Source organism: Nocardia sp. NPDC058640, from assembly GCF_042716995.1.
GTDB lineage: Bacteria > Actinomycetota > Actinomycetes > Mycobacteriales > Mycobacteriaceae > Nocardia.
Genome location: NZ_JBHXRG010000001.1, coordinates 505184 through 531247, shown reverse-complemented (window position 1 = coordinate 531247; position 26064 = coordinate 505184). Strand labels below are relative to the sequence as shown.

The following is a 26064-nucleotide window of genomic DNA, read 5'->3' as shown; positions in this document are numbered from 1 at the left end:
CGGCAACTCGTGCGCAGCGACGGGTCAGCGGTCCCAGGGCGCACGCAGCGACGGCTCGCCGAAAGCCTCGCCGGCCTGCCGGTAGAGCTCGCCGATTCGGTGCTTGACCCGCTGGCGATCGGCTTCGGAGATGTCGGCCTCGTCCAGGCGTGAGGCCGCATTGGTGACCGCGTGGAACACCAGCGTTGGCTTGCCGTCGATGATGTCGGCGACCGGGAACTTGTAGTCGGCCTCGGTCGCGGGATTGCCGCCGGGCTTGCGGTACAGATAGATGCTGGCCATCTTCAGCGCGTCGCCATCAGCCCATTTCAGGGCGTCATGTTCGGCCTTGGGCCCGCTCCACTTGTGATCGCGGGGTGCCCACGGCAGATCGAGCTCGGCGGCGTTGTCGGATGCGGGCGGGACGTCGGAATGCTGAGCCACGTTTCCTCCTCGAGCACTGGGCAGCGGAGCGGGATCACTGCTGGCCATGATAGCAATCCGGCGGCTACCAGCGGTTTCACCACGATCGACGGCGGCGACCCCTCGTCGCCGCCGTCGGTGGTGGTCACCGCAGCGCGGCCAGTCCGCGGCGGTCGATCTTGCCGGTCGGCGTGCGGGGGAGTTCTTCGACGAACAGCACGTCGCGGGGGGCTTTGAAACGGGCGAGGTGGGTTTTCACGTAGGCGCGGACGGTGTCGGCGTCGAGTTCGGTTGCCGCGACGACGAACGCGGCGAGGCGCTGGCCGAATTCCTCGTCGGGGACACCGATTACGGCCGCTTCGGTGATCGCAGGGTGTTTATAGAGCAGGTCTTCGATTTCGCCCGGGAAGACGTTCTCGCCGCCGGAGATGATCATGTCGTCATCGCGACCGTCGATGAAAAGCCTTCCCCCCGTATCGAAATGGCCGAGGTCGCCGGTGCTCATCAAGCCGCCGCGAATCTGTTTGCCGCCCCCGCCCGAGTAGCCGGCGATCGCGATGGCGTTGCCGACGTGGACGGTGCCGACCGTGCCGGGTTCGGTGACGAGCGTGTCGCCGTCGTAGAGGGCGACGGTGATGCCGACCGGCGCCTTACCGACGGTTCCTGGGGCGGCGATCCAGTCCTGCGGAGTGGCGATGGTGGCGGTGCCGGTTTCGGTGCAACCGTAGAAGTTGTAGATCACCGGGCCGAACGCCTCGATGGCCCTGGTGCCCAGCGACGACGGCAGGGCCGCGCCGGCGGTGAAGATGATCCGCAACGAGGTGGTGTCGTTGGTGGACAACACCTCTGGGCCGAGATCGAGAATTCGGCGCAGCATCGTGGGGACCAGCACCACCATGTCGGCGCGGTGTTCGGCGATCTGGGACAGTGCGCGGGCGGCGTCGAACCGGCCGTGCAGCACGATCGTCGACCCCAGATTCAGAGACACGATGAACTGCGACAGGGCGGTGCCGTGAAACAAAGGCGCACACAGCAGGACGGTCTGGCCACGCCGCAACGGCACGCGATCTACGAATTGTGCTGCGGCTAGGGGTGATTCGACGCGACGTGGCGCACCCTTCGGCGTGCCGGTCGTGCCACCGGTGAGCAGGACGAAACCCGCTTGCTCAGCCGGTGCGGGTAGGGGTTCGCCGCCGGGCGAGGCGTCCACTTCGAGCAGGGTGACATCGCCGGGTAGGTCGTCGGCCAGTGCGGCCAGACCGGGGTCCAGTACCAGGGCGCGGACCTGCTCCCTGGCCAGCACGTCGCGCAACTGTGCCGCACCGAATCCGGTATTGAGCAGCACCAGCCGAGCGCCGAGTTTCGCTGCGGCAGCCATGGTTTCGACCAGGCGTGCACCGTCGGGGCACAGCACGCCGATGGTGTGTGTCCGGTCGAATCCCGCGGCGTGCCAGTGGGCGGCGATCGCGTCGGTGCGGGCGTCGAGTTCGCGGTAGGAGATTCTGCGGTCGCCGTCGATGAGCGCGATCCGGTCGGGGGTTCGTCGCGCGGAGGTGCGGATGCCGCCCGCGATGGGGCCGTAGGCGCGCATGGTGGCGGCGGTGCGCACGACCTGGGGTGGGTTGCGCAGGTCGATGATGCCGGCCCGCTGCATGACGCGGATCTGGCGCAGGGAGGTTCGCGCGGTGTGCGCGAGGGTGGAGATGTTCATGATTTCTCCTGGTCAGCAGGTGCGGGGGAGGGTGGGGCCGCCGCGCAACTGCAGGCTCAGCCAGCCCATCGCGGCGGGGATGCCAGTGACGGCGGCGATGAAGTGCTCCGACAGCGGGATCGGCAGGTAGCGCAGGTCGGCGCCCGTGCGGCAGTACCGGTCGACTAATGGACCGACGGTGGATTCGTAGGGCAGGATCTCGTCGGTGGTGGAATGCCACATCAGCAGCGGCATGCGCGGTGCGTTGCCGTCGCGTCCGGGTGTCGTCTCGTCGAGCAGGGCTATCAGCCGTGGACCTTGCAGTGCTGCTGGATCTTTCAGGTAGTTGACGACCTGCTTCAGCGTTCCGGTGGCGCCGATCGTGTACACGCATCGGTCTTCCAGATCGCGAAGGATCTCGAGGCCCTCGTCGTTGACCAGCTCGTTCAGGTTCACCACATCGGGGAATTCGCGGGACAGCGCGAGCAGCATTGTCCACACGCCCCAACTGGTGAGGTTGAGCTCTGGGCGGACCCCCACCTCGACGATCGCCCGTTTCTCCGACGGAACCCCACCCGCCGCGACACCGAGGATCGGCAGTTCGGGCGCGTAGGTGGCGTGCAGTTCCGCGGCCCAGGTGCTCGCGCTGCCACCGCCGGAATATCCGTAGAGGCCGATACCTGAATCAGCCAGTCCCAGTGTGGGATCCGACCTCGCCGCACGAAGCCCGTCGAGCACCATGTGACCTTCGGCCGGGGTGAGCCAGAAATTGTGCTGGCCGTCGAAGTCGGGGATGGACACCGCCATGCCCTGTTCCAGGAAGTACTGGATGACAGCGATCTCTTTGAACGTGCCCGCCCGCAGGGTGTAGGACGGATTACACACGGGGGCAAGGGAATCGATCGCCTCTTGGAACGAGACCAGGGGTCGGGGACTGCCCAACCACGGGATTCCCGGAGTGAGCACGGTGGTCGCGGTGACCAGGGGTCTGCCGCGAGAGTTGCTGCTGCGGTACAGGATCTGGCGTGCGGCGACCGGGATCGGGATGCCGAGGGCGTAGGACTGGATGTCCCTGGTGCGCACGATCTGGCCGTTGGACAGTTCACCGAGATTGTCCGGTGCCGCGTACCACGCATCATCGCGCGGATTCTGCAGTGGCAGAAGGTCATACACCTGCTGCTCGCTGGGAAGTGGCTGTGCGAACGCGGGTGTGACCGTGACGGCGAACACTGCGGCAACGATCAGTGCCCCGCGGCGCACCGCGCTCAACATACTCGCGGCCCAGGATCGGCACCGGCGGTCACGGCAAGCAACCACGCGACAGTGCCCAGCTCGGGAATGATCTCGGCGCTGATGTGTTCGGTCGCAGGGACTTTGAACATTCGCATGTTCACGCCGCGTTCGCAGTAGACACGGGCGATGTCGTCGATCGCCAGCTCGGCGGGCAGTAGTTGATCGGTGGTGGAGTGCCACATCAGCAGCGGGATGTCCGGGGTGTTCTCCGGTCGACCGAAGCTCGCCTCGCTCAACGCCGCGCGCACCGCCGGATGATCCAGTGCCGCTTGGGGATCGGTGAGATAGTCGGCCACCGGACGCAGCAGTGTCGACACGAACGTCGTGTAGAGGCAGCGGCCGTTCAGCCCCGCGGCCACCTGCTTGCCTTCGGGCGTGAGGTACTGCTGCAGTGCCTGATCGAACTCGGGGTACTCGCGAGCGAGGCCGAGAATCGCCAGCCACCCGGTGAAATTGGCCTGCGGTTGTTGACCCGACATCGCGAACGGCGCGATCGCGACCTTGTTGCCGGGGATGCCGCCCTGCGCACTGCCTCGAATGTCGAGTTCAGGGGCGTAGGAACGTCGCTGTTCCGCCGCCGAGGCCGACGAATTGCCGCCACCGGAATAGCCCCACAGACCGACCGATGAGGCCTCGAGCCCCAGGCCGGCCCGCTGGGCGGCGCGGATGCCATCCAGCACCATCCGACCCTCCGACGGCGACATGATCGTGTTCTTCTTGCCGTCGAAATCGGTCACGGCCACCGCCGCGCCCGCCGCCAGGAACTGGCCGAGCAGGCTGATCTCCTTCTGGAGCCCGGCGCGCAAGGTGTAAGAGGGGTTGCACTGTTGGCCGAGGCTGTCGATCGCCTCCTGATACGAGATCAGCGGGCGCGGGCCGGGGCCCAGCCACGGGATGCCGGGGGTGAGCACGGTGGTCGCGGTCGCGATCGGATTGTCGCGGGCGTCGGTGCTGCGGAACAGCAGTTGCGTGGTGTGCACCGGGACCGGAACGGCCAGCGCGTAGGTCTGCACGACGCGGGAGCGGATCACGTCACCGTTGGCGAAGCCGCCGAAATCGGCTGGATCCGCATACCAGGGGTCGTTGTCGGGGGTCGGGATCGGGACCACGGCCGGATACACCTGTGACTCGCTGGGCAGTTCGTCGGCGGCGGCCGGGCCCGCGAAGGCGGCGACGGCGATCAGCGGTAGGGCGATCGCGCCCCAACGTCGGGGGCGGGTGGTTGTTGCCGTGCGGCGCTGCATGGCGACTCCTTCAGTAGGTGATCCCGATTACAGCACGCAGTCTTATTCAAAACAAGAGCTCTTGTTATAATTGGGCGATCGGTAAGCTGAGCAGCGTGACGTCGACCGACAACAGCACCAAGCCCCGCAGCGAAGGCGGGCGACGCATCCAGGGGCTGGACGCCGAACAGCGCAGAGCGCGCCGACGCGACCAGATCCTGTCCGCCGCGTTCGAGCTGATCGCCGCCGACGGTTACGTCAACACCGCGATCGAGCAGATCTGCCAGACCGCCTTCGTCGGCAACAAGGCCTTCTACGAACTGTTCGACAGCAAAGAGGCCTGCTACCTAGCCCTGCTCCAACAACTCAGCGACCGCTCCCAACAGGCGGTCGCCGCCGCGCTGATGGAATCCTCGGGCGAGCGCGACGAAGTGATCTCGGTCGTGATCGCCACCTTCGCCCACTCGCTGGTGGACGACCCGCGCGTGGCGAAGGTGACTTTCGGTGAGGCCAGCGGCATTTCGGCCAAAGTCGAAAAGCAACGCCGCACCAACCGCCGGTGGGCGGCACAATTTCTCGAAACCCTCTGGCGCGAATACGGTTTCGTGCCCGAGGGTGGGATCGACATCGACTTGCACGCGCTCGCGGTATCGACCATCGGCGGCCTGTTCGACACCGTCGCCGACTGGCTCCATCACACCGACGCGGGAACTTCGGGCGAAATCGACACGCTCATCAGAGATCTCATGTCGTTCGCCGACATCGTGCACTTGGGATTGGCGGCCGCAGGGGCTCGTTCATCGAACTGAGGGTGCCGACCACGCCGTTCCCAGGAGCAAACGGGCCGCGCGGGCGCGAACCATCGAAATTTGATCCCCCCCCCCCTCGAAGATGGACGTTCTGGCCGAGTACTGCAGATGATGTTTGCGGTATCGCAGGGTGGGGGTCTCGATGACCACGCCCGGTGCCAGCGCCGAGGCCGACATCAGCAGGGCCGTGTCCTCCATGCCGCGAAGCGCCGCCCAACCGCCCGCGGCGAGCAGGAGATCCCGCCGCCACATCACTCCGGCCGGGTGGACGGGCAGGCGATAGGTGCTGGCGGCAGTGTCCCAGTTGTCGAGCAGGGCGCCGCGGGCAAGCAGTCCGGTGGTGAAATCCCAGGGGAACGTGCGTAATTCACCCGAAGCGAGCAGGTCGCGAGCCGGTCCGACGGCGAATCCCGCGGTAGGTTCGGTAGTCAGGGCAGTGCTGAGCGCGGCTAGGGCGGTTGGTTCCAGTTCATCGTCGGCGTCGAGATTTTGGACGAGTGCGGCGGTGATCCGACCGAGGGCGACGTTGCGGGTGATCGCCGGTCCCTCACGGGTTCCGTTGAACGCCAGACGAAGTCGGGGATCATCGGCGGCACCGCACTTGATCAAGGACGCGACCACGTCAGGGGAGCGTGCGCCGTCGACCTGGACGCACCACGTCCAGTCGGTATGGGTCTGGGCGCACAGCGATGCCCACGCGTCGGGCAGGTAGCGGGCGTACCCAGCGTGTACCGCCGTCAGCACCGCGATCTCCACGATCGACAACTCTGCCATGTCGACGTGACGTGGAACCCTGTGGTAATCAGTGACATTGATCATCCGGTGACCACGGCAGGTGAGGGGACGTTCATGGATCACGCACTGATCGAATCGACATTGGATGCGCTGGTCGCGACGAATTCGCGTGCGCTGGAACGTGACTGCGAACAGATCGCGCTGCAGTACCTCGCCCAGCAGGTGGAACCGCAATTCGACATCGACTCCGCGGACTTCGACCGCGATCCGCGCCTGATCTGCGCCGACCGCTACTGGAACCACCGGTTCCGCGCCGAACCGACCCTCTACACCGCCGTGCACTGCGCAGGCTGGATGGCCGAACACATCGCGGCGGCGGTGCACGAGCCGATCCGGGAGAAATGGGCGCTGGGTTACGCGTTCATCACCCGCGATTCGGTGGAGTCGGCCGACGAGATCTCCGACGCGACCGCCGATATCGTCGCCGCCGACGACAGCAGTTGCCACAAGGCCTATTTCGCGACGCTGTACCACGCGGGCAAGTTGCGGGCGGACTTCCTCTTCGACGAACTCGCGCAGTTTCTGGACGCCTCGCTGCTGGCCGTGTCCACTGGTCCGCACCGAGAGTCGGTGCTGTTCAACGCCTTACGGGCATTCGCGGCGTTCGGCAGCCACCGCACCAATGCCCGATTCGCGTGCGAACTGTTCGACCAGGTGTGGAGTGCACCGCAACGCACCTTCGCCGCGACCGATGTCGTCTTGAACGGGCTCGCGGCCAGCGCCGACTTTCCCGGCCGGAGTGAACTGCTGCGCGACCGCGCGGCCGAGGCCGTCGCGGCCTATCCGGGCAGTCACATCCTGACCTACCGGTTGGCGACCGGGCGATGGTTGTGCGGCGAGTACGACGCGGCGGCGGTCGACATCGACGAAGCACTGCGCCTGCTGCCCGCCAACGGCTGGCGGGTGAGTCATGAACTGCTGCAAGGGCAATACCTCGCCCGACGCGACGCGATCGAGGCCGCTCGAGTCCAAGACCGGCAGGCACGGGCCGACCGGGAGCGCGGCGAACGCACCGAGGCGGAAATCGGTCGCCTCGCCGAATCGGTGCGCGGTTCGGTGGTGCGGGCAGTCGAGCTGGTGTCGGTATTCGCCGCCGTCATCGCCTTCGCGGTCGGCTCGCTCAACATCGCCCTCAACGGCAACCTGTCCCTGAGCGGACGGCTGTGGATTGTCGCTGAACTCGGTGGCGGGCTGGCGCTGTTCGCCCTGATCGTGGTCGGTGGAACGTGGCTGATCGCGGACCGCCTGTCGCGGCGACCACGCTAGGCGGCCGGTCACCACCATCACGCCGATGCCCTCGACTGTTCGGCGGCGTACAGGCTGTGCAGGAACGACAGGGTGCAGTGGGCGACGGCTTCGGGGTGGGTCCACCACACGCCGTGGCCTGCGGTCGGGCCTGCGATCACTGCGGAGACGCCCGCTGCGCCGGGGAGGCGTTCGGCCAGCGATGACGCGTCGTCGGCGGTGCCGCCTGCCTGGTCGGCGTGACCGCGCAAAACCAGTGCGGGGCAATCGATTTCGTGCAGGCGGTGGGTGATCTCGTCGCGGGTTGCCAGGGTTTCCCAGGCCGCGGTGGTGCGGGTGCGGCGCGGGTCGCCCAGCCAGCGGTTGATCCAGTGGTCCTGGTCCTGCGCGGTGCCGCCGATGAGCAGGGGAGCCAGGGCGCGGGCCTGTTGTTCCAGCAGGGCGCGCGGGTCGGTCCAGGTGGCGGCCATGGAGCGGTACTGCGCGGTTTCGTCGGCGGTGTTCGCGCGGGCTGTGGTCGAGGCCAGGATCAGCGCGCGGGTGCGGTCGGGATAGCGCAGGGCGAACCGCAGCGCGGTGTAACCACCCTGGCTCATGCCACCGACGGTGACGGGTCCTGCAATAGCGAGGTGGTCCAGCACGGCCGCGAGGTCATCCGCGAGATCCCAATAGGTGAAGGACGCGGCCGGGTCGGCTTCGGTGCGCCCGAACCCCCGGGCATCAACAGCGATGACCCGAAAACCGTTCCGCGCGAACATGTCCCGCGTGCGATCGAACATCGTCGCATCCATGAGAAACCCATGAGACAGCACGACCGGCCTGCCCACACCGGTATCGGTGAAGTGGATGTCGGCGTGGTTGTGGTGCACAGGCATGGTGAGACTCCCCCGGAGAGATGACGATCGATTCCAGGGTAGGGGGCGATGTCGTCGAATGGCGACAAATGACGATGTCGTCGAATGGCGACATCTCTCGGTAGCCCCAGTGGACGACCTCCGCCCGGTCCTGCGCCAGGCGAGAATCGTCGCGATCAGTCGGTGACGTAACCGTTGAGGCTGTTGCGGAGGTCGGTGAGGATGGCTCGGGCGGCGGTGAGACCTGTTGTGTGCCAGATCTTGTCGTCGACGGCGAAGACGCGTTTGTCGGTGGCGGCGCCGAGTTCTTCGAACTGGGTCGAGCGCAGGACCTTTTTGCCGTTGGCTTCGCCTTCGGGGCCTTCGAACATCACGTAGATGATGTCGCCTTCGGCCTTGGTGGCCAGGTCGGACTCGGTGATGTCGAAGGACGGGCCGCGTTGGGCGGTGGGGCGTTGGACGCCGACGTCGGAAAGGACTTGGGCGGCAAAGGTTTCGGTGCCTTGCACGGCGATGGTGTCGGGGGTGAAGCGCAGGACCGAGGCTTGGGATTGGGCGGCGTTGAGGGCGGGGCCCAGGTCGTGGGCCTCGGTGAGGTAGGACTGCATGGCGGTGTCGGCGGCGTCGCTGCGGTTCATGCCCGCGGCGTAGGCGGCGAAGTCGGATTGCCAGCTGCCGCCCGCGCCGATCAGCACGGTGGGCGCGATCTTGCTCAGCGCGTCGTAACCGCCTGCGGCAGGGGCGATGTCGCCGAGGATGAGGTCGGGTTTCAGTTCGGCGATGCGGGCGGGATCGGGTGCGCCGAGCGGGCCGACGCTGGGCACCTTCACCACGCCGTACCCCAGGTACATCGGTTGCGTGCGGTCGCCGTCGAGGGTGACCGCGCCGGCGACCCGCTCCCACAGACCCAGCGCGCACGCCGCGTCCAACGCGGAGGTGGTGAGCACGACGATGCGCTGCGGGTCGGCGGGGACCTGCGTGACACCGGCGGTATGGGTGACCGTGCGGGGCGAACTCTGATCCGGTGCGCTGGGCAACGCGCACGCGGTCGCGGTATCGCGATCAGCGCCCACCACACCCGCACCCGCGATATTGGTGGTGGTGCGAATGATCGTGCTCGCGTCGTCGTGCTTGTCCGCGCAACCCGCAGCGAGCGCCGCCGTGCACAGCAGGGCGACGGCGGCGATCGTGCGATGGAATCGGGTGCTCACCGGCATGCGGACGAGGGTACTGCGTGCGGTGCGGGTCGAACTCGCGGCCCCGAGGACCTACTTGGCGTTACCGCCGATGCTGAAGTGCGCGCCCATCGGGTCGACGAGTCCGGCCAGGCGGCCGTAGGGGGTGTTCATCGGTTCGAAGGCGATGGTGCCGCCCAGTGCCACGGTCTGTTCGGCGGTTTTGTCGACGTCGTCGGCGCCGAAGTACACCGTCCAGGAACCGGGGACGCCCTCGGCGAGGTGGCCGGTGGCGTCGATGATGCCGCCGCCCATGGGGGGTACGGCGTGGATGGTGGTGTAGCGGAAGTCGTCGGTGTCGGCGACGGTGAGCAGGTCGCGCCAGCCGAGGACGTTTTGGTAGAACAGCAGCGACTGGTCGTAGGCGCGGGTCATCAGTTCGAACCAGGACGGGACGCCGATGTGGTCGTTCCATTCGCCGTCGGCCACGATGCCCACCGATTCGAATCCGGCGAAGGTGTCGGGTTGCCAGACGCCGACGCCGATTCCGCCCACGTCGGCGATCACCGCCATCGCGCCCAGGTCGCCGATCGCCATCGGTTCCACGATCACATTGCCGCCGGCTTCGCTGGCCTTGGCCGTGGTCGACAGCGCGTCGGGGGAGTTCAGGTAGACCGTCCACCGGTCGGGGTACGGGTCGCCGGGATCGTCGTGCCGACCCATCGCGCCCGCGACCGCGCGGCCGTCTTTGCGCAAGGTGGTGTAGCCGCCGAACTCCTCGCCGCCGCGTTCGGCGGTCCAGCCGAACAGGTCGCCGTAGAAGGCGATCGCGCGATCGAGATCGGTGGTGTAGAGGTCGACCCAGGTGGGATCGCCGGGTTTCGGACTGAACGACATGACTCTCCTCCGCTGTTGGGGTAGCGCATTCAGACGCTGACACGTGCGGGCGTCGTCATCGATCATGACGCGCCCAGGGTCGAAAAGTCATCGCCGACAACCATTGCACCCACGCGACCTGCGGAGGAAGATCGGGAACGCGAACTACGGCGCGCCGAATACGACACAGAGTAGGACCCGCGCGGAATGCTGCGGCAGCACGGTTTACGATTCACTCCAACGCATGTCTGCTGCTGTTCGTTCCCGAAACGTGGCCGACGCTTGCGAGTGACGTACAGGCATCTTCAGGAGGATCAGTGACTGCGGTAGAGCCCAGGCCAGTCCCTCAGTTGGAAGCGACTCGACCGTATCCGGCTCGGACCGGGCCCAAGGGTTCGTTCCTCTACAAGGCGGTCACCACCACCGACCCCAAGGTCCTCGGTGTGATGTACCTGGTGACGGCGATCAGCTTCTTCCTGGTCGGCGGACTCATGGCGCTGCTGATGCGCGCCGAGTTGGCCCGACCGGGTCTGCAGTTCCTTTCGCCGGAACAGTTCAACCAGCTGTTCACCATGCACGGCACGATCATGCTGCTGTTCTACGCCACGGCGATCGTGTTCGGCTTCGCCAACATCATCTTGCCGCTGCAGATCGGCGCCCCCGACGTCGCCTTCCCGCGACTGAACGCGTTCAGCTACTGGCTGTACCTGTTCGGCGGCACCATGGCGACCGCGGGCTTCGTGACCCCCGGCGGCGCGGCGGACTTCGGTTGGACGGCGTACGTGCCGCTGACCGACATCTTGCACTCGCCCGGCGTCGGCACCGACCTGTGGATCCTTGGCCTGGCCGTGTCCGGTCTGGGCACAATCCTCGGTGGCGTCAACATGCTCACCACCGTGGTCTGCCTGCGCGCACCCGGCATGACCATGTTCCGCATGCCGATCTTCACCTGGAACATCGCGGTCACCTCGGTCCTGGTGCTGCTGGCGTTCCCGCTGCTCACCGCGGCGCTGTTCGGTCTGGCCTACGACCGCCACCTGGGCGGTCACATCTACGACCCGGCCACCGGCGGCATCCTGCTCTACCAGCACCTGTTCTGGTTCTTCGGCCACCCCGAGGTCTACATCATCGCGCTGCCGTTCTTCGGCATCGTGTCGGAGATCTTCCCGGTGTTCAGCCGTAAGCCGATCTTCGGTTACACCACGCTGGTCTACGCGACGCTGGGTATCGCGGCGCTGTCGATCGCGGTGTGGGCGCACCACATGTACGCCACCGGCGCGGTGCTGCTGCCGTACTTCTCCTTCATGACCTTCCTGATCGCGGTTCCGACCGGTGTGAAGTTCTTCAACTGGATCGGCACCATGTGGAAGGGGCAGTTGACCTTCGAGACACCGATGCTGTGGTCGATCGGCTTCCTGGTCACGTTCCTCTTCGGTGGTCTGTCGGGCGTCATCCTGGCTTCGCCGCCGCTGGACTTCCACGTCACCGACTCGTACTTCGTCGTCGCGCACTTCCACTACGTGCTCTTCGGCACCATCGTGTTCGCGACCTTCGCCGGTATCTACTTCTGGTTCCCGAAGATCACCGGCCGCATGATGGACGAGCGTCTGGGCAAGTGGCACTTCTGGACCACCTTCGTCGGCTTCCACACCACCTTCCTGGTCCAGCACTGGCTGGGCGCCGAGGGCATGCCGCGTCGCTACGCCGACTACCTGCCGTCGGACGGTTTCACCACGCTGAACACGATCTCCACGATCGGCGCGTTCATCCTCGGTTCGTCGATGCTGCCGTTCATCTGGAACGTGTTCAAGAGCTACCGCTACGGCGAGGTCGTCACGGTCGACGACCCGTGGGGTTACGGCAACTCGCTCGAGTGGGCCACCACCTGCCCGCCGCCGCGCCACAACTTCTACGAACTGCCGCGGATCCGGTCCGAGCGCCCCGCGTTCGAGCTGCACTACCCGCACATGGTCGAGCGGATGAAGGCCGAAGCGCACGTGGGCTGGGGCTCGAGCAAGCACACGCACGTCTCGGAAAGCGCGCTCGCGAAGAAGTAAGACACCACCGAAAGACCAGGGTGTGCACCTGCTGGGTCACCAGTAGGTGCACACTCTTTTTGTGGGTAATCGAACGGAGCAGATCGACTTGGCCAGCACCACAGTTCTCGTGACCGTCACCGGACCGGACCGACCCGGCGTCACATCGGTGCTGCTGGCGACGTTGTCCCGGCACCAGGTGAGCCTGCTGGACGTGGAGCAGGTGGTCATCAGGGGTCGACTCACCCTCGGCGTGCTGGTGTCGTGTCCCAACGACCCGGAGGCGTTGCAGGACGAGCTCGAAGAGGCGATGAACACCGTCGGCATGCAGGTCGACGTGTCGGTCGACGCGCAGATCGGCAAGCCGCCGATGTCCACCCACGCCATCGTGGTGTTGGGCGCCCCGGTCACCGCGCGGGCGTTCAGCGCGATCTCGCGCGAACTGGCCACCCGCGGCGCCAACATCGACTCCATCCGTGGCATCGCCGACTACCCGGTGGTCGGCATGGAACTCATGGTCACCGCCACCGACACCACCCCCGAGGGCGACGCGCGCCTGCGCACCGCACTGGCCGAGGTGGCCGTGGCCGAGCGGGTCGACATCGCCGTCGAACGGGCCGGTCTGGCACGACGTGCCAAGCGCCTGATCGTGTTCGATGTGGACTCCACCCTGATCACCGGTGAGGTGATCGAGATGCTGGCCGCGCACGCCGGCGTCGAAGAGCAGGTCCGCGAGGTCACCGAGGCGGCCATGCGCGGCGAGATCGACTTCGCCGAATCGCTGCGTCAGCGAGTGGCCACCCTCGAGGGTCTGGACGAGTCGGTGATCGACGAGGTCGCCGACCGGATCGAACTGACGCCCGGCGCGCGCACCACGATTCGCACGTTGCGCAGGCTCGGCTTCCACTGCGGTGTGGTGTCCGGCGGTTTCCGCCAGGTGATCGAACCCCTCGCGCACGAGCTGGAACTGGACTTCGTGCAGGCGAACACCCTGGAAATCATCGACGGCAAGCTCACCGGACGGGTGGTCGGCGAGATCGTCGACCGGGCGTTCAAGGCGACCGCGCTGCGCAAGTTCGCCGCCGAGGCGGGCGTGCCGATGGAGCAGACCGTGGCGGTCGGCGACGGTGCCAACGACATCGACATGCTGAACGCGGCCGGACTCGGCGTGGCATTCAATGCCAAGCCCGCGCTGCGTGAAGTGGCCGACACGGCGCTGTCGCATCCGTACCTGGACGCGGTGCTGTTCATCCTCGGCGTCACCCGCGACGAGGTCGAGGCCGCGGACGCGCGCGACGGTGGCGTGCGGCGGGTGCCACTTCTCGGGAGATAGGTCCTACGCGACGTAGAGTGACCACACAGGCACGTCACCGCTGGTCACGGGAGGTTGTTGTGCGTAGGACATTGCTGGTTGTTGCCGCGCTGACTGCGCTGGTCGGGTGTGGTGACGACAAGGCGCAGCCCTACGACGTCACCCAGCCGGCCACCGTCGCGCCCCAACCCGGGCTTGCCCCGTTGACGATCGAGCAGTCCGCCAACGGCACGACTGTCGAGGCGACCGCGGGTCAGCGGGTGCTGGTTCGCTTGCCGCAGGACCCCGCCTCGATCCAGCAGTGGGAGCAGATCAACGACGAGCCGGGCGCGGTGGTCGCCGACGGCGGGCCGACCAGCGAGGGCAGCACCGTGGTGTGGCCGTTCCGCACGGTCGAGCGTGGTGTGACCATGCTCGAGTTCACCTACGGGCCCGGCGGTCAGCTGTCGGTCGACCCCGACCCCACGTTCGTCGTCGAGGTTCGAGTGAGTTAGTGCGGCGGGGCGCCGAGCAGGTGCGGCGGTGTGGCAGTGGGCCGCTCGCGATGCACGAATTCGGTTCGCAGCCGGTGGTATTCGCTGTTGTCGGCGAAGAAGTTCTCGAGCATGTGGGCCATTTCCTCGGCGCGGTAGGTCGCCAGTGGTTTGACCGCTTCGTCGGCTGCGAGCCTGCGCTTCTTCTCGACCAGGCGGGTGGTCAATTCGGGATCGCGGGCGAGCAGGCCCGCGTCGCGACATACTCGCGCACGGAAACCCTCGGGGTCGCCGGCGATCACTCGGTCGATCAATCCGAGCGCCGCAGCTGAGCGAGCGCCCAGCGGTAGTGGTTCGCTGGTCAGCCGGGTTGCGGTGGCCGCGCCGACTCGGCGGGGCAGCGAATAGGTCCAGTACTCCGAACCGTAGAGCCCCATCAGCTTGTAATGCGGGTTGAGCACCGACGCCTCACGGCACCACACTTCGTCTGCCGCCAGCGCGAGCATCACCCCGCCTGCTGCGGCATTACCCGCCAGCGCCGCGATCACGAAGGTGTCGGTGGTGGTGAGGATGGCTTCGACGAGGTTGTTCATCGCGCTGATATTGCGCAGCGATTCCAGGGCGGGATCGGGTGCGGATTCGATGACGTCGAGGTGGATGCCGTTGGAGAAGAAGTCGCGCGGGGAACCCAGCACCAGCACGCTCACCGAGCGCGCGCACGCGTCGCGGTAGGCGGCCAGTAGCTGTTCGCACTGCCGGGTGCTCATGGCGCCGCCCGCGAAGCTGAACTCGAGATAGCCGACACCGTCGCGTTCGCGGTATCGCACCTGCGACCAGGTATCGCGAGCAGCGGCTTCGGTGGGCGTGATCGGCACGTCCGGTACGTCGATGATGTTCTCGCGCAACACTTCTGCTGCAGCCTGTTTGAATGGCCTTGGGCCGCCAGCGGTTCGGCGTGCACGCAGGTGTGTGAGCCAGACGGCGCCGTCGACGGTAGCGCGGCAGATCGCGCCCTCTCTGGTGGCGATCACCTCGCCTGGATCGCCGCGCAGCTGGTCCTCGTTGTGGCCGCCGTGCAGGAAGTACTGCGTGCCGAACAGTTCGTCGATCACGCCGGGCTGGGAGTCCGCGGCTCGCAGGGTGCGCAGGATGTCGGCGGTGGTGTCGGCGGACCAGTCGATCCGGCGGCGGTCCTGGCTGTAATAGGGGCGCAGGCAACCGCGCACGTCGGCGCGGGTGTAGTCGAGGGGCTCGGGTTCGTAAGTGCCACTGGCGAATCGCTCTACCGACAGCAGCACCGCCTCCACGGCCGCATCGGACACCTCGTTGCGGTACAGCTCGCTCTTGCCGCAGGCAGTGACCGGGAACGGCACGGATGCCCAGATCGGACCCGCGTCCATCTCCGCCTCGGCCTGCAGTACGGTCACGCCCCATTCGCGGGCGCCGGTACTGATCGCCCAGTCCAGCGAGGACGGGCCACGGTCGCCCTTCGGTCCGGGATGCACGATCAGTACCGGGTGGGTGGTCCAGATGTCGCTGGGTATGGCGGTGGTGAGCATCGGGGCGATGATCAGATCCGGCGCGAATCGGGTTACCCCCGCGCGGAGCTGGTCGTCGTCCAGGGCGAGTTCGACGCCGAGGTGGTGGCCGCGGGCGCGTAGTTCCGCGTGGATGCGTTGGGATAGGCTGTTGAATGCGCTGGTTATCAAGAGAATTCGCATGATCTCCCCTTTTCGATCGCAGATCTAGGCGTATGAACCGGTCGGTATCCGGGGTTCATATTCCGCTGATTACGGTATCCGAAGTGGGCTTCTCCGCGCCCGGGATTGCGGCAAAAGGGCTTGACTGGAATATTTACATTCGCAGGTCAGGGCGCTATAAGGCCAATTAATCTCTAATTCTGATAACGAATTGATTGCGCAATTCCGAGCGTCGAGCCCGGATCGAAATAGAATGACGACCGGTCTGGAAGTGTAATTCGCAACGAATTCGATCTTCATATCGGTTCGAGGCGTCGGCTATCGACCGGCATCGTCGCATCTCGGCTATTGATCATGCGAATTCCGCGATGAGGCCCACGGCCTGCGGGGCCACACGAACCTGTCGCCCGGCTCAATTAGGCTGATTCATCGACATGAGCGACGAACCAGACAGCACCGAGCAGATCACCGACGACCCCGCCGCGTTCGCCCAGCGCCACGCCGAACTCGCGCGCGGCTACGGCGGCGCGGGTGACCCCGACGACCCGGCGATGGTGCAGGCCATGCAGATGGTGCTGCACATCCCCAAAGCCGAACCGCCGGTGCGTAGTTCGCTACTGGAAGCCGCGGCGGCCGCCGCGGTGGCGGTGTGTATGGACCCGCGCTCGGGGCCGGGCGGGGAGTGGGAGCCGCGGTATCTGGCGTGGAAACGGTCGCGGATCAGGAAGGTGGCGCGACGGGCGCGCGGGGCGCAGTGGCTGGCGGCAGGTGAGGTCGACGGGGTGACGGTCGAGGTCGACGGCGCGCAGGCGCGGGCATTCGTGCCGGGCCCGGTCGGCGACATCGACACGCGCATCCGCAAGCTCCAAATCGGCGGCACCGACCTCGAACACGACGAACCGGGCCCGGTGGACCCGACCCTGCCGGTGCTGTGGGTGAATGCCGCGTTGGAGATGTCGGTGGGCAAGGCGGCCGCGCAGGTCGGTCACGCGAGCATGTTGTTGGCGGGTGCGCTGCCCCTTGACGCGGTCGCGGAATGGGCGCGGCGCGGGTTCGGTTGCGCTGTGCGCGACGCGGATCCGACACAGTGGGCCGCGTTGGTTGCGCAGGTGACCGCAGGCGGTGCGGTCGCGGTGCGCGACGCCGGGTTCACCGAGGTGGCGCCCGGTTCGATGACGGTGATCGCGGTCCCCGCGCAGGCCTGAGGTTCGACACGCGCGGGCGAATTCGACGGTTGGATTGCGGTTTTCGCGACTCGCCGCAACAGCCGCGTGTGACATCGCCGCCGCGCGGGTATACGTAACGCACAGCGCATCGAGGCACAGGGAGGTTCCGCGATGATGACGACGATTGTGGTGATCCTGATCGTGTGGGTTGTGCTGTCGGTGCCCGTGTCGTTCGTCGCCGCGCGGATGTTGCGCACCGAAGTTCGCAGCACGCGTGAACCGGTGACATCGAGAACCGACGAAACCCACACGGGGTGGTCGCTGCGCTGAGCGCTCGCGTGGGCCAAGATGGAGCGCGTGTCGCAACCCGATCCCGATCTGCTCATCGACTTCTCCGACGTGACCATCCGCCGCTCGGGCCGAACCCTGGTCGGCCCCGTCTCCTGGCAAGTCGAGCTCGACGAACGCTGGGTGGTGCTCGGCCCCAACGGGGCGGGCAAGACCTCGCTGCTGAGAATGGCTGCCGCCGAACTACATCCGACCTCCGGTGTGGCGAACCTGTTGGGGGAGACCCTGGGTCGCGTCGACATCAGCGAACTCAAACCCCGCATCGGGTTGTCCTCGGCGGCGGTGGCCAGCCGGATCCCCGTCGACGAGAAGGTCAGTGACCTGGTGGTATCGGCCGGTTACGCGGTGCTTGGCCGCTGGCGCGAACGGTACGAGGACATCGACACCGAACGCGCCGTGGACATGCTGGAAACGCTGGGCGCGGAACATCTTTCCGATCGCACCTACGGCACGCTGTCCGAAGGCGAACGCAAGCGGGTGCTGATCGCGCGCGCGTTGATGACCGATCCCGAACTGCTGCTGCTGGACGAACCGGCCGCGGGTCTGGACCTGGGCGGTCGGGAGGAACTGGTCGAACGGCTCGGTGATCTGGCCGCCGATCCCGACGCCCCCGCGATGGTCTTGGTGACCCACCACGTCGAGGAGATTCCGCCCGGCTTCACCCACGCGCTGTTGCTCAAGGAGGGGGAGGTCGTCGGGCAGGGGTTGTTGGACGACGTGCTCACCGCCGAGAATCTGAGCAACGCGTTCAGTCAGTCGATCGCTTTGGACCGGGTCGACGGGCGCTGGTTCGCGCGGCGGGCTCGTCGTTCGGGCGGGCATCGACGGCGCAGCTGAGCCGCGTGCCGGCCTGTTCGCGCGCCGTCGAGGAAGCCGTTGGCCGGTCGGCGCTACGAGCGGACCCGGAAGGCACTGATCCGAACACGCCCACGACCAAGCGGGCGCTAGGGTGCTGAACGGCTGCGTTCGCGACAGGCAGCCTGCTGGTCCGGTCGACAGGCCGGTGCTCGCCGGACAGGCGGTTCGGTGGTGGAGAGGAACGGTATGAGTGAGTCCGGGGTCCCCGCACGGGACGCGTCGACGGTGATGCTGGTGCGCGACGGCGACGCGGGCATCGAGGTGTTCCTGCAGCGTCGGGTCAGCGGGATGGCGTTCGCCGCGGGAATGACCGTGTTCCCCGGCGGCGGTGTCGACGCGGCCGACGGGACCGCTGACATCGCGTGGGCCGGCTCCGAACCTGCTTGGTGGGCAGCACGTTTCGCCACCGACGAACCGACCGCGCAAGCCCTGGTGGCCGCGGCCGTGCGCGAAACCTTCGAGGAATGCGGTGTGCTGCTGGCCGGGCCGACCGCGGATTCGGTGGTCGACGATTCGACGGTCTATCGCGAGGCTCGCGGTCGGCTCGAGCGGCGCGAACTGTCGCTGGCCCAGTTCCTCGCCGCCGAAGGGCTGGTGTTGCGCGCGGACCTGCTGCGCCCGTGGTCGAACTGGATCACCCCCGAAACCCAACCTCGCCGCTACGACACCCGGTTCTTCGTCGCGGTGCTGCCCCAGGGCCAGATCGCGGACGGGGCGACCTCCGAGGCCTCCGACGTGGTCTGGCAGACGCCGCGGGCCGCGCTGGACAGTTGGCGGGCGGGGGAGTCGGTGCTGATGCCACCGACCTGGTCGCAGTTGGACGCGCTGTGCGGATTCGCCGACACCGCCGCGGTGTTGGCCTCCGAACCTGTCATCGCGCCGATCATGCCCAAGCACTCGCCGGGCAGGCAAGGTCGTCCGCTGTCGGACTTCCCCGACAACGAACGGTATTTCGCGCAGCTGCCGCAGTTGGGTGCACTGGGCGGCCGGTAGGTTGACGTCCATGGCCGAATTCGTGACCCTCGAGCTGCCCGCCGAGCCGACCACCCGTGGCGTGGCGCTGCTGCGCATCGACCGCCCGCCGCTGAACCTCGTCGACGCGCAGCTGGCCCGTGAGGTGGCGGCCGCGGCGGCCACGGTGGCCGATCATCCGGGGGTCGCCGCGTTGATCGTGTACGGCGACGAACGGGTGTTCAGCGCGGGCGACGAAATGTCGGAGCTGGCGGCGCTGGACGCGGGCCAGGCCGCCGCGATGGCCGCCGATCTGCAAGCTGCGCTGGGCTGTCTGACGCGGGTGCCCCAGCCGACCGTCGCCGCGATCACCGGCTACTGCCTGGGTGCGGGCCTGGAACTGGCACTGGGCGCGGACCACCGAATCATCGGCGACAACGTGAAACTCGGTCTGCCGCAGATCAAAGCGGGCCTGATCCCGCTGTCGGGTATCCGTCGACTCTCGCTGCTCATCGGTGCCAGCCGCGCCAAGGATCTCGTCTACACCGGTCGATTCGTGGACGCTGAGGAGGCTTTCAAGCTCGGTCTGGTCGACGAGGTCGTCGCCCCGGACAACGTCCTGGCCGCCGCCCGCGCCTGGGCCGCCCAGTTCGTCACCGCCGCACCCCGCGCGCTGGCCGCCGCGAAGGCGGTCTTCGAATCCGGCCCACACGGTCACTCGACGGCTGTCACCGAGTGGTCGGCGCTGTTCGATACCGACGACGCCCGCACCGGCACCCGCACCTTCGCCGCGGAAGGTCCGAACGCCGCGGAGTTCACCGGAAGATAGAAATCGGGGCAGAACCTGCATTAACTTCGCGCCCGGTGTGGTGCTGCCCGCGCCCACAGGACGCAGCCGAGACCTCGGCAGACGCCGACCGTCGTCCCACGGTCAGCGTGCCCCGGCGCACATATTAGGCTGGGCTGTATGACGGTCCATCCCGACGACCCGGCGCCGAATCCCCACGCCACCGCGGCCCAGGTCGAAGCAGCGCGCAAAGACACCAAACTCGCCCAGGTCCTGTACCACGACTGGGAAGCGGAGACCTACGACGACAAGTGGTCGATCTCCTACGACGAGCGCTGTATCGCCTATGCCCGCGGCCGGTTCGACCTGGCTGTCGGCCCGGCTCCGCTGCCCTACGAGCGCGCGCTCGAGCTGGGCTGTGGCACGGGATTCTTCCTGCTCAACCTGATGCAGGGCGGCGTGGCCAAGTCCGGTTCGGTCACCGACCTGTCGCCCGGCATGGTCAAGGTCGCGCTGCGCAACGCCGAGCACCTGGGCCTTGACGTCGACGGTCGCGTCGCCGATGCCGAGACCATCCCGTACGACGACGACACCTTCGATCTGGTCTGCGGCCACGCCGTGCTGCACCACATCCCCGACGTGGAACTCGCGCTCAAGGAGTGCCTGCGCGTGCTCAAGCCGGGCGGCCGTTTCGTGTTCGCCGGCGAGCCGACCACTATCGGCAACATCTACGCCCGACGCCTGGGCCAGGCCACCTGGAAGGTGACCACCGAGATCACCAAGCTGCCGTTCCTGTCGGACTGGCGTCGTCCGCAGACCGAGCTGGACGAGTCCTCGCGCGCGGCCGCCCTCGAAGCCGTGGTCGACCTGCACACCTTCGACCCCAGCGATCTCGAGAAGATGGCGAAGTCCGCGGGTGCGGTCGACGTGAAGGCCACCACCGAGGAACTGGCCGCCGCCCTGTGGGGCTGGCCGGTGCGTACCTTCGAGGCCGCGGTGCCCGACGAGAAGCTGACCATGCCGTACCGCCTGGCGCAGTACCGCGCGTGGCTGGGCCTGAGCTGGCTGGACGAGAACGTGCTGCGCAAGGTCGTGCCGCGCGAGTTCTTCTACAACGCGATGATCACCGGCGTGAAGCCGGGCGCGGCGCAGAAGTAAGTGGGCTACCGCTTCGGCCGCGACGACGTCGCCTACCTCGGCAGCGCGGCGGGTTCCGCTGCCCTGGCCGATGTCGACCGGCTGGAGTTGACTACCGCGACGCACCTGCGCGATATCGAGCAGGTGCGTCGCGCGCACGGTGAGCGTGCGGCGTCGTTGATCGAGACGGTGCGGTTGCGGCGTAAAGCCGTGGTGAAGTTGCCCGCGGCAGGTGAATGGTTGTTCACCGACGACGCGCTGCAGCAGGCCACGCCCGCCCTTGTCGCCCGGCATCGAGCTGCTCGGTTGGCCGGTCGCGCGGTGCATGACGTGACCTGTTCGATCGGTGCGGAGTTGGCCGAGTTGGCGCCGGTGTGTCCGGCGGTGATCGGTAGCGATCTCGACGATGTGCGGCTGGCGATGGCGGCACACAACCTCGGCGTCACTGCAGCGTCTGATCCCGAGCGAAACGGGTTGCCCGACAACGATATCGGCGCACGCATCTCCGTCCCCGGCCGAAACATCGTGCTGGCCAAGGCCGATGCCCTCACCCCCACCACCCGTGACACGGTGATCATCGCCGATCCCGCCCGCCGAGCAGACGGCCGCCGCACCTACGATCCCGCGAAACTGCAACCCCCACTCCCGGACCTGCTCGCCGCCTACGCAGGCCGCGACATCGCCGTAAAATCCGCTCCCGGACTGGATTTCGACCGCCTGGCCTGGGACGGCGAAGTGGAAATCGTCTCCCTCGACGGCGCAGTCCGAGAAGCCTGCCTGTGGTCCCCAGGCCTCACGACCCCCGGCATCACCCGCCGAGCCACCGTCCTCGACTCCCGCGGCACCACAACAACTCTCACCGACGCCGCCCCCGACGACATCCCCGACCTCCCCCCGGGAGACTGGATCATCGACCCAGACGGAGCCGTAGTCCGAGCAGGCCTGGTCCGCCACTACGCCGCGAAACACGGCCTCTGGCAACTGGACCCCCATATCGCCTACCTCACCGGCGACACGGTCCCCCCGGGCATGCGCGGCTTTCATGTCGAAGACCGCTTCGAACTCCGCGAGAAGACCCTGCGCCAAGAACTCGCCCGCCGAGACTGCGGCTCTCTGGAAATCCTGGTCCGCGGCATCGACATCGACCCGGACGCCCTACGCAAAAAGCTCAAACTGCGAGGCTCGACTCCATACACCCTCGTCATCACCCGAATCGGCAGAGCCGGCGTCGTCTTCCTCTGCCGAGCCGTCGCCCCCACCCGCTGATTTCGCGAACTTGTCGGTGCCCGCACGTAGTCTCCTCGGCAAGAACCTGTCGGACGCGGAGGTGCGCGATGGTGGATGCAGTGGTTGAAACGGAATTTCCGCGTGGGATCGGCAAGGTGGCGGCCCGTGAGCTGGCCTCGCACGGCTACACCACGTACGCCCGTCTGACCGAGGTCAGTGCGAAGGAGTTACTCGCCATCCACGGCATCGGCCCCAAATCCATTCGCATCCTCGGCGAGGAGCTGGCAGCCCGTGGCCTTGCCTTTGCCGACTGAGGTCAGCACGCGCGGGGCCGGGCATCGGTACGCTGGGCTCATGACCGAGGTGCCGATGGCGTACCGCTGGACCCCTGAGGGGTTCCTGCGGGCGTGGGAGGCCGGTGCCTTCGAATCCCGGGTCGAACTTGTCGAGGGGGAGGTTTGGCCGGTGGTTATCGGCGACTGGCACGGGTTCGCGGTCGGCCGCATCATGGGCCGTCTGCCTCGCACTGATGTCGAGGTGACCTCGGCGACGCTGCCGACCGGCGATTCGTTGCCGGATCCGGACTGTTGGGTATTGCGTGCCGCGGCGGAACCAGTGGATACGGTCGGGCACAAGTTATCCAGGTGGGCCCCGGCCGATGTGGCGCTGGTGGTCGAGGTCTCCGACGAGACGGTCATGCACGATCTCGGAGTCAAAGCTCGCTTGTACGGGCGTGCGGGCTACCCCGTGTACTGGGTGGTGACCAAGGACGTCATCTACGAACACACGCAGCCCACTGCGGACGGTTACCGTACGCGCACAGAATATCGTGCGGGCGAAGCGATTCCGGTCGGTTATGCCGGGGAGACGCTGGCTGTCGACGAGCTGCTCCTCGGCCGGTAGCGGCCTAACCTTCCATTTTCTTCACCACCCGCTGCACCGTGAGCCAGGTGCGGGTGGTGATGTCCTTGCCGTAGGTCTTTTCCAGGCGTGCCATGAAGTCGGGGGTTTTGCCGGTGCTGTTGTCGATGACGGTGAGGAAGGCGCGGACTTCGCGGTCGTAGCCGATGACCCGGGTGAAGGGGTCGTCGTCGAAGGCTTTCGTATCCGCTTCGCGCATAGCGTTTTTGAAGAAGGTGACGGTGAGGTACGAGCCGCGTTCGTGGGGTAGGCCTTCGAAAGGGTCGCGGTCGAGCAGGGCGCGCAGTTCGGGGTGGCTGCGGATGATGGTGCCGCCGGGGATGCCGAGTTCGGTGTTGAGCGCGGTTTGGATGCGGTCTTCCAGGTCGGCGGGGTTGTCGGCGGTACGGAACACGATATTGCCGCTGGACAGCACCGACGCGACCTTTTCGAAGCCGAGCCCTTCGAACACCCCGCGCAACTTCTCGTTGCGCATGTTCGGGTTGGACGGCATGATCCCGCGCAGCAGCGCCGCATAGCTCTCCACGTCGCCGACGATACCGATCGCCACCGACAGAAACCATCGCATCCGTTCGCCACGTCAGCCCTATGCAGCGCCGACCAGAGGTGGCTGTCAGCTCTGTGCCGCGGCGTTCTTCTTCCGTTCGATGTCGGCCAGCGCCGCCATGTACGCCTCGCGCTCCTGCGCGCTCGCATCCCACGCCACCTTGCGGTTCTTCACGACCTTGGCGGGCGCCCCGACCGCGATGCTGTAGTCGGGGACATCCCCACGCACCACCGCGTGCGCGCCGAGCACACAGCCACGCCCCACACGGGTGTCGCGCAGGACTGTCACCTTGGCGGCGATCCAGGTGTCGGGGCCGATCCGGACGGGGCTCTTGACGATGCCCTGGTCTTTGATCGGCATGTTGATGTCGTCCATGCGGTGGTCGAAGTCGCAGATGTAGCACCAGTCCGCGACCAGCGTCGATTCGCCGATTTCGATGTCGAGGTAGGTGTTGACGACGTTGTCCTTGCCGAACACCACCTTGTCGCCGATGCGCAGCGAGCCCTCGTGGCAGCGCAGGGCGTTGCCGTCGCCGATGTGCACCCAGCGGCCGATTTCCATGCGGGCGAATTCGGGGGTCGCGTGGATTTCCACATTGCGGCCCAGGAACACCATGCCGCGCAGCACGATGTGCGGGTTGGCCAGGCGGAACTTGGCCAGACGGTAGTAACGGACCAGGTACCAGGGGGTGTAGGCGCGGTTGGCGAGCACCCAGCGCAGCGAATCCCTGGTCAGGAATCGGGCTTGCTGCGGATCGCGGCGGCGTGATCCACGCCAGCGCGCACTCAGCGGCGCGCCCCACATGCTCGTCACGAACTACTCCCTCACCAACCAAGGACAGTGATCCGCCGGGCCAGCCCCGGGGATTCGGTCATCGGCTACACAGAGTACTTTCGCAGGGCACACTTACCGTGCCATACCCCGATCAAACAGGGAGATCAGCAGGTGCGAACACGGACTCGCGTCGTCGCCTCGCTCGCTGCCGCCGGTGTGGTGGCGCTGGCAGGGTGCGGCACCGATGTGGACGACATCACCGTCGGGGCCGGAAAGGGTTGGCCCGCAGCGCATCACGACAGCGGCAATGCCGGCACCAGCCCGGTGTCGGGCGCGGATTCGATGTCGCTGAGCTGGTCACGTCCGGTGGGCGGCCCGATCGCCCAGCCGTTGACGATCGGCGCCGACGGTCAGATGTTCGTCACCACCAGCACCGGCAACTGCGCGATCTTCTCCTTCCAGATGCGCACCGGCCGCAAACGCTTCTGCAACCAACTGGGACCGTCGACGATCGAAGCGCCGACCGTGCTCGACGGGGTCAGCAACGTGTACGTCGGCGACGACGGCGCGGTGAACTCGTTCAACTACCTCGGTCAGCCGCGCTGGCGCACTCCCGTGGCGGGCGTGCCCGTGGCGATCCAGTTCACCGGCGACGGCAATGTGCTCACGGTGACCCAATCCGGCCAGGTCGACGTGCTCAGCAGGCAGACCGGCGGTCGCGAAGTGCCGACGGTGCAGTTGCTGGGCGAACCCGATTTTTTGAAGTACCCCGGTCTGACCCGGCCCGCGTCCGGTGACGGTCTCGACGACTGCCAGACCGGCGGGCCGCGCTGCGCGGTGGCCAACACGACCGCTGTCGACCCGTCGACCGGCCGGTTCTTCGTCACCGTGTGGGAGCCGGGCAAGCAGGCCGCCGCCCTGCGCGCGATGCGTTATGCCGACGGGGCGGTGACGCAGGAGTGGAATGCCGAGGTTCTCACCGGCGGCAGCGCGACCAGTCCGTCGCTGTCGGCCGACGGTGACACCGTCTACATCGGCGACAACAGCAAGCGACTGATCGCGCTGAACGCCGCCGATGGCGCTACCCGCTGGGTTCAGTCGCTGCCGTGGGCTCCGCGCGGTGGGATCTCGGTGGCGGGCGATCTGATCATTCCGGCGGGTGATGACGGGTATCTGACCGCTCTGCGCGACAGCGATGACAAGGCTGAAATCGTCTGGGAGCGTAAGGATCTCGCTCTGCGTGGCAGTCCCGCTCAGGCCGCTGGGGATATCGGTTACACCGTGGCCGCGATCGGCGCGGGTCTGAATCTGATCACCTTCGACACGACCAACGGCAACACCATCGACTCCGATCCGCTCCCGGCTGCCACCGGCTCGACCACGGGCACTTCGATCGGGCCCCAGGGTGAAGTGGTTGTCGCTACCCGGCTCGGCGAAATCTTCGCCTTCACGCCGGACGCCTGAG

General features: G+C 67.0%; 26 protein-coding genes. 15 read left to right on the top strand and 11 right to left on the bottom strand.

What is annotated here, in order from left to right; all coding sequences use genetic code 11:
• Positions 1-24 precede the first annotated feature (24 nt).
• The 4 genes from ACFWU5_RS02585 to ACFWU5_RS02570 all read right to left on the bottom strand — a co-directional run bounded on the left by ACFWU5_RS02585 (position 25) and on the right by ACFWU5_RS02570 (position 4629).
• A complete protein-coding gene (locus tag ACFWU5_RS02585; RefSeq protein WP_379240458.1) occupies positions 25-423 on the bottom strand; it encodes a hypothetical protein in 399 nt (132 codons plus the stop codon).
• 124 nt (positions 424-547) lie between these two features.
• Entirely contained in the window at positions 548-2113 is a 1566-nt protein-coding gene (locus tag ACFWU5_RS02580; protein WP_379265916.1) for an AMP-binding protein, read from the bottom strand.
• Positions 2114-2125: 12 nt separating this feature from the next.
• Complete coding sequence (locus ACFWU5_RS02575) at positions 2126-3352, bottom strand: lipase family protein (RefSeq protein WP_379265914.1); 1227 nt, start codon at positions 3350-3352, stop codon at positions 2126-2128.
• Positions 3353-3357: 5 nt separating this feature from the next.
• A complete protein-coding gene (locus ACFWU5_RS02570) occupies positions 3358-4629 on the bottom strand; it encodes a lipase family protein (RefSeq protein ID WP_379265913.1) in 1272 nt (423 codons plus the stop codon).
• A 95-nt stretch (positions 4630-4724) separates the two neighbouring features.
• Between ACFWU5_RS02570 and ACFWU5_RS02565 the strand changes: the two genes are divergently transcribed.
• Positions 4725-5417: a TetR/AcrR family transcriptional regulator gene (locus ACFWU5_RS02565; protein WP_379265912.1), complete on the top strand. Its 693-nt coding sequence runs from the start codon at positions 4725-4727 to the stop codon at positions 5415-5417.
• Here the strand turns inward: ACFWU5_RS02565 and ACFWU5_RS02560 are convergent.
• Positions 5406-6191, bottom strand: a complete 786-nt coding sequence (locus tag ACFWU5_RS02560; RefSeq protein WP_379265911.1) for a glycosyltransferase family 2 protein — start codon at positions 6189-6191, stop codon at positions 5406-5408. The genes ACFWU5_RS02565 and ACFWU5_RS02560 overlap by 12 nt on opposite strands.
• Positions 6192-6239: 48 nt before the next feature.
• Between ACFWU5_RS02560 and ACFWU5_RS02555 the strand changes: the two genes are divergently transcribed.
• Entirely contained in the window at positions 6240-7478 is a 1239-nt protein-coding gene (locus ACFWU5_RS02555; RefSeq protein WP_379265910.1) for a hypothetical protein, read from the top strand.
• 17 nt (positions 7479-7495) lie between these two features.
• Here the strand turns inward: ACFWU5_RS02555 and ACFWU5_RS02550 are convergent, their stop codons facing one another.
• From ACFWU5_RS02550 to ACFWU5_RS02540, 3 genes are all read right to left on the bottom strand, one after another.
• Positions 7496-8332 carry an alpha/beta fold hydrolase gene (locus ACFWU5_RS02550; protein ID WP_379265909.1) on the bottom strand — a complete coding sequence of 279 codons (837 nt, stop codon included), beginning with the start codon at positions 8330-8332 and terminating at the stop codon, positions 7496-7498.
• A 155-nt stretch (positions 8333-8487) separates the two neighbouring features.
• On the bottom strand, positions 8488-9528 hold the full coding sequence (locus tag ACFWU5_RS02545) for an ABC transporter substrate-binding protein (RefSeq protein WP_379265908.1): 1041 nt from the start codon (positions 9526-9528) through the stop codon (positions 8488-8490).
• Between the two features lie 51 nt (positions 9529-9579).
• Positions 9580-10383, bottom strand: a complete 804-nt coding sequence (locus tag ACFWU5_RS02540; protein WP_379265907.1) for a VOC family protein — start codon at positions 10381-10383, stop codon at positions 9580-9582.
• Positions 10384-10679: 296 nt separating this feature from the next.
• On the opposite strand from ACFWU5_RS02540, the gene ctaD reads away from it, so the two are divergent.
• The 3 genes from ctaD (at position 10680) to ACFWU5_RS02525 (ending at position 14204) form a co-directional block, all read left to right on the top strand.
• Positions 10680-12419 (top strand): cytochrome c oxidase subunit I, encoded by a 1740-nt coding sequence (ctaD, locus tag ACFWU5_RS02535; protein WP_379240469.1) that lies wholly within the window; start codon positions 10680-10682, stop codon positions 12417-12419.
• A gap of 82 nt (positions 12420-12501) precedes the next feature.
• Positions 12502-13731 (top strand): phosphoserine phosphatase SerB, encoded by a 1230-nt coding sequence (gene serB / locus ACFWU5_RS02530; RefSeq protein WP_379240970.1) that lies wholly within the window; start codon positions 12502-12504, stop codon positions 13729-13731.
• A 59-nt stretch (positions 13732-13790) separates the two neighbouring features.
• Positions 13791-14204: a hypothetical protein gene (locus tag ACFWU5_RS02525; RefSeq protein ID WP_379265906.1), complete on the top strand. Its 414-nt coding sequence runs from the start codon at positions 13791-13793 to the stop codon at positions 14202-14204.
• On the opposite strand, the gene ACFWU5_RS02520 is transcribed toward ACFWU5_RS02525, so the two are convergent.
• Entirely contained in the window at positions 14201-15904 is a 1704-nt protein-coding gene (locus ACFWU5_RS02520; RefSeq protein ID WP_379265905.1) for an enoyl-CoA hydratase-related protein, read from the bottom strand. The two genes, ACFWU5_RS02525 and ACFWU5_RS02520, sit on opposite strands and share 4 nt — an antisense overlap.
• Before the next feature lie 413 nt (positions 15905-16317).
• Here ACFWU5_RS02520 and ACFWU5_RS02515 point away from each other — a divergent pair, with 413 nt between their 5' ends.
• From ACFWU5_RS02515 to ACFWU5_RS02475, 9 genes are all read left to right on the top strand, one after another.
• The gene (locus ACFWU5_RS02515) at positions 16318-17088 is read left to right on the top strand and encodes an aminoacyl-tRNA hydrolase (protein ID WP_379265904.1); all 771 of its coding nucleotides are present in this window, start codon (positions 16318-16320) and stop codon (positions 17086-17088) included.
• A gap of 132 nt (positions 17089-17220) precedes the next feature.
• Entirely contained in the window at positions 17221-17379 is a 159-nt protein-coding gene (locus ACFWU5_RS02510; RefSeq protein ID WP_379265903.1) for a hypothetical protein, read from the top strand.
• A gap of 18 nt (positions 17380-17397) precedes the next feature.
• A complete protein-coding gene (locus ACFWU5_RS02505; RefSeq protein ID WP_379240474.1) occupies positions 17398-18234 on the top strand; it encodes an ABC transporter ATP-binding protein in 837 nt (278 codons plus the stop codon).
• A 207-nt stretch (positions 18235-18441) separates the two neighbouring features.
• On the top strand, positions 18442-19248 hold the full coding sequence (locus ACFWU5_RS02500; RefSeq protein ID WP_379265902.1) for an NUDIX hydrolase: 807 nt from the start codon (positions 18442-18444) through the stop codon (positions 19246-19248).
• Positions 19249-19258: 10 nt separating this feature from the next.
• Positions 19259-20035, top strand: a complete 777-nt coding sequence (locus ACFWU5_RS02495; protein WP_379240476.1) for an enoyl-CoA hydratase-related protein — start codon at positions 19259-19261, stop codon at positions 20033-20035.
• A gap of 138 nt (positions 20036-20173) precedes the next feature.
• On the top strand, positions 20174-21151 hold the full coding sequence (locus ACFWU5_RS02490) for a class I SAM-dependent methyltransferase (protein ID WP_379240477.1): 978 nt from the start codon (positions 20174-20176) through the stop codon (positions 21149-21151).
• Entirely contained in the window at positions 21152-22396 is a 1245-nt protein-coding gene (locus ACFWU5_RS02485; RefSeq protein ID WP_379265900.1) for a class I SAM-dependent methyltransferase, read from the top strand.
• 68 nt (positions 22397-22464) lie between these two features.
• Entirely contained in the window at positions 22465-22671 is a 207-nt protein-coding gene (locus ACFWU5_RS02480; protein ID WP_379265899.1) for a helix-hairpin-helix domain-containing protein, read from the top strand.
• Positions 22672-22711: 40 nt separating this feature from the next.
• A complete protein-coding gene (locus tag ACFWU5_RS02475; protein WP_379265898.1) occupies positions 22712-23260 on the top strand; it encodes a Uma2 family endonuclease in 549 nt (182 codons plus the stop codon).
• Positions 23261-23264: 4 nt separating this feature from the next.
• Here the strand turns inward: ACFWU5_RS02475 and ACFWU5_RS02470 are convergent, their stop codons facing one another.
• Together ACFWU5_RS02470 and ACFWU5_RS02465 are read right to left on the bottom strand one after the other, a co-directional pair.
• Positions 23265-23828, bottom strand: coding sequence for a DUF1697 domain-containing protein (locus ACFWU5_RS02470; RefSeq protein WP_379265897.1), 564 nt, complete (start codon positions 23826-23828; stop codon positions 23265-23267).
• Between the two features lie 63 nt (positions 23829-23891).
• The gene (locus ACFWU5_RS02465) at positions 23892-24638 is read right to left on the bottom strand and encodes an acyltransferase (protein ID WP_379240484.1); all 747 of its coding nucleotides are present in this window, start codon (positions 24636-24638) and stop codon (positions 23892-23894) included.
• A gap of 132 nt (positions 24639-24770) precedes the next feature.
• On the opposite strand from ACFWU5_RS02465, the gene ACFWU5_RS02460 reads away from it, so the two are divergent.
• The gene (locus tag ACFWU5_RS02460; protein ID WP_379265896.1) at positions 24771-26063 is read left to right on the top strand and encodes a PQQ-binding-like beta-propeller repeat protein; all 1293 of its coding nucleotides are present in this window, start codon (positions 24771-24773) and stop codon (positions 26061-26063) included.
• The last annotated feature ends 1 nt before the right edge of the window (position 26064 follow it).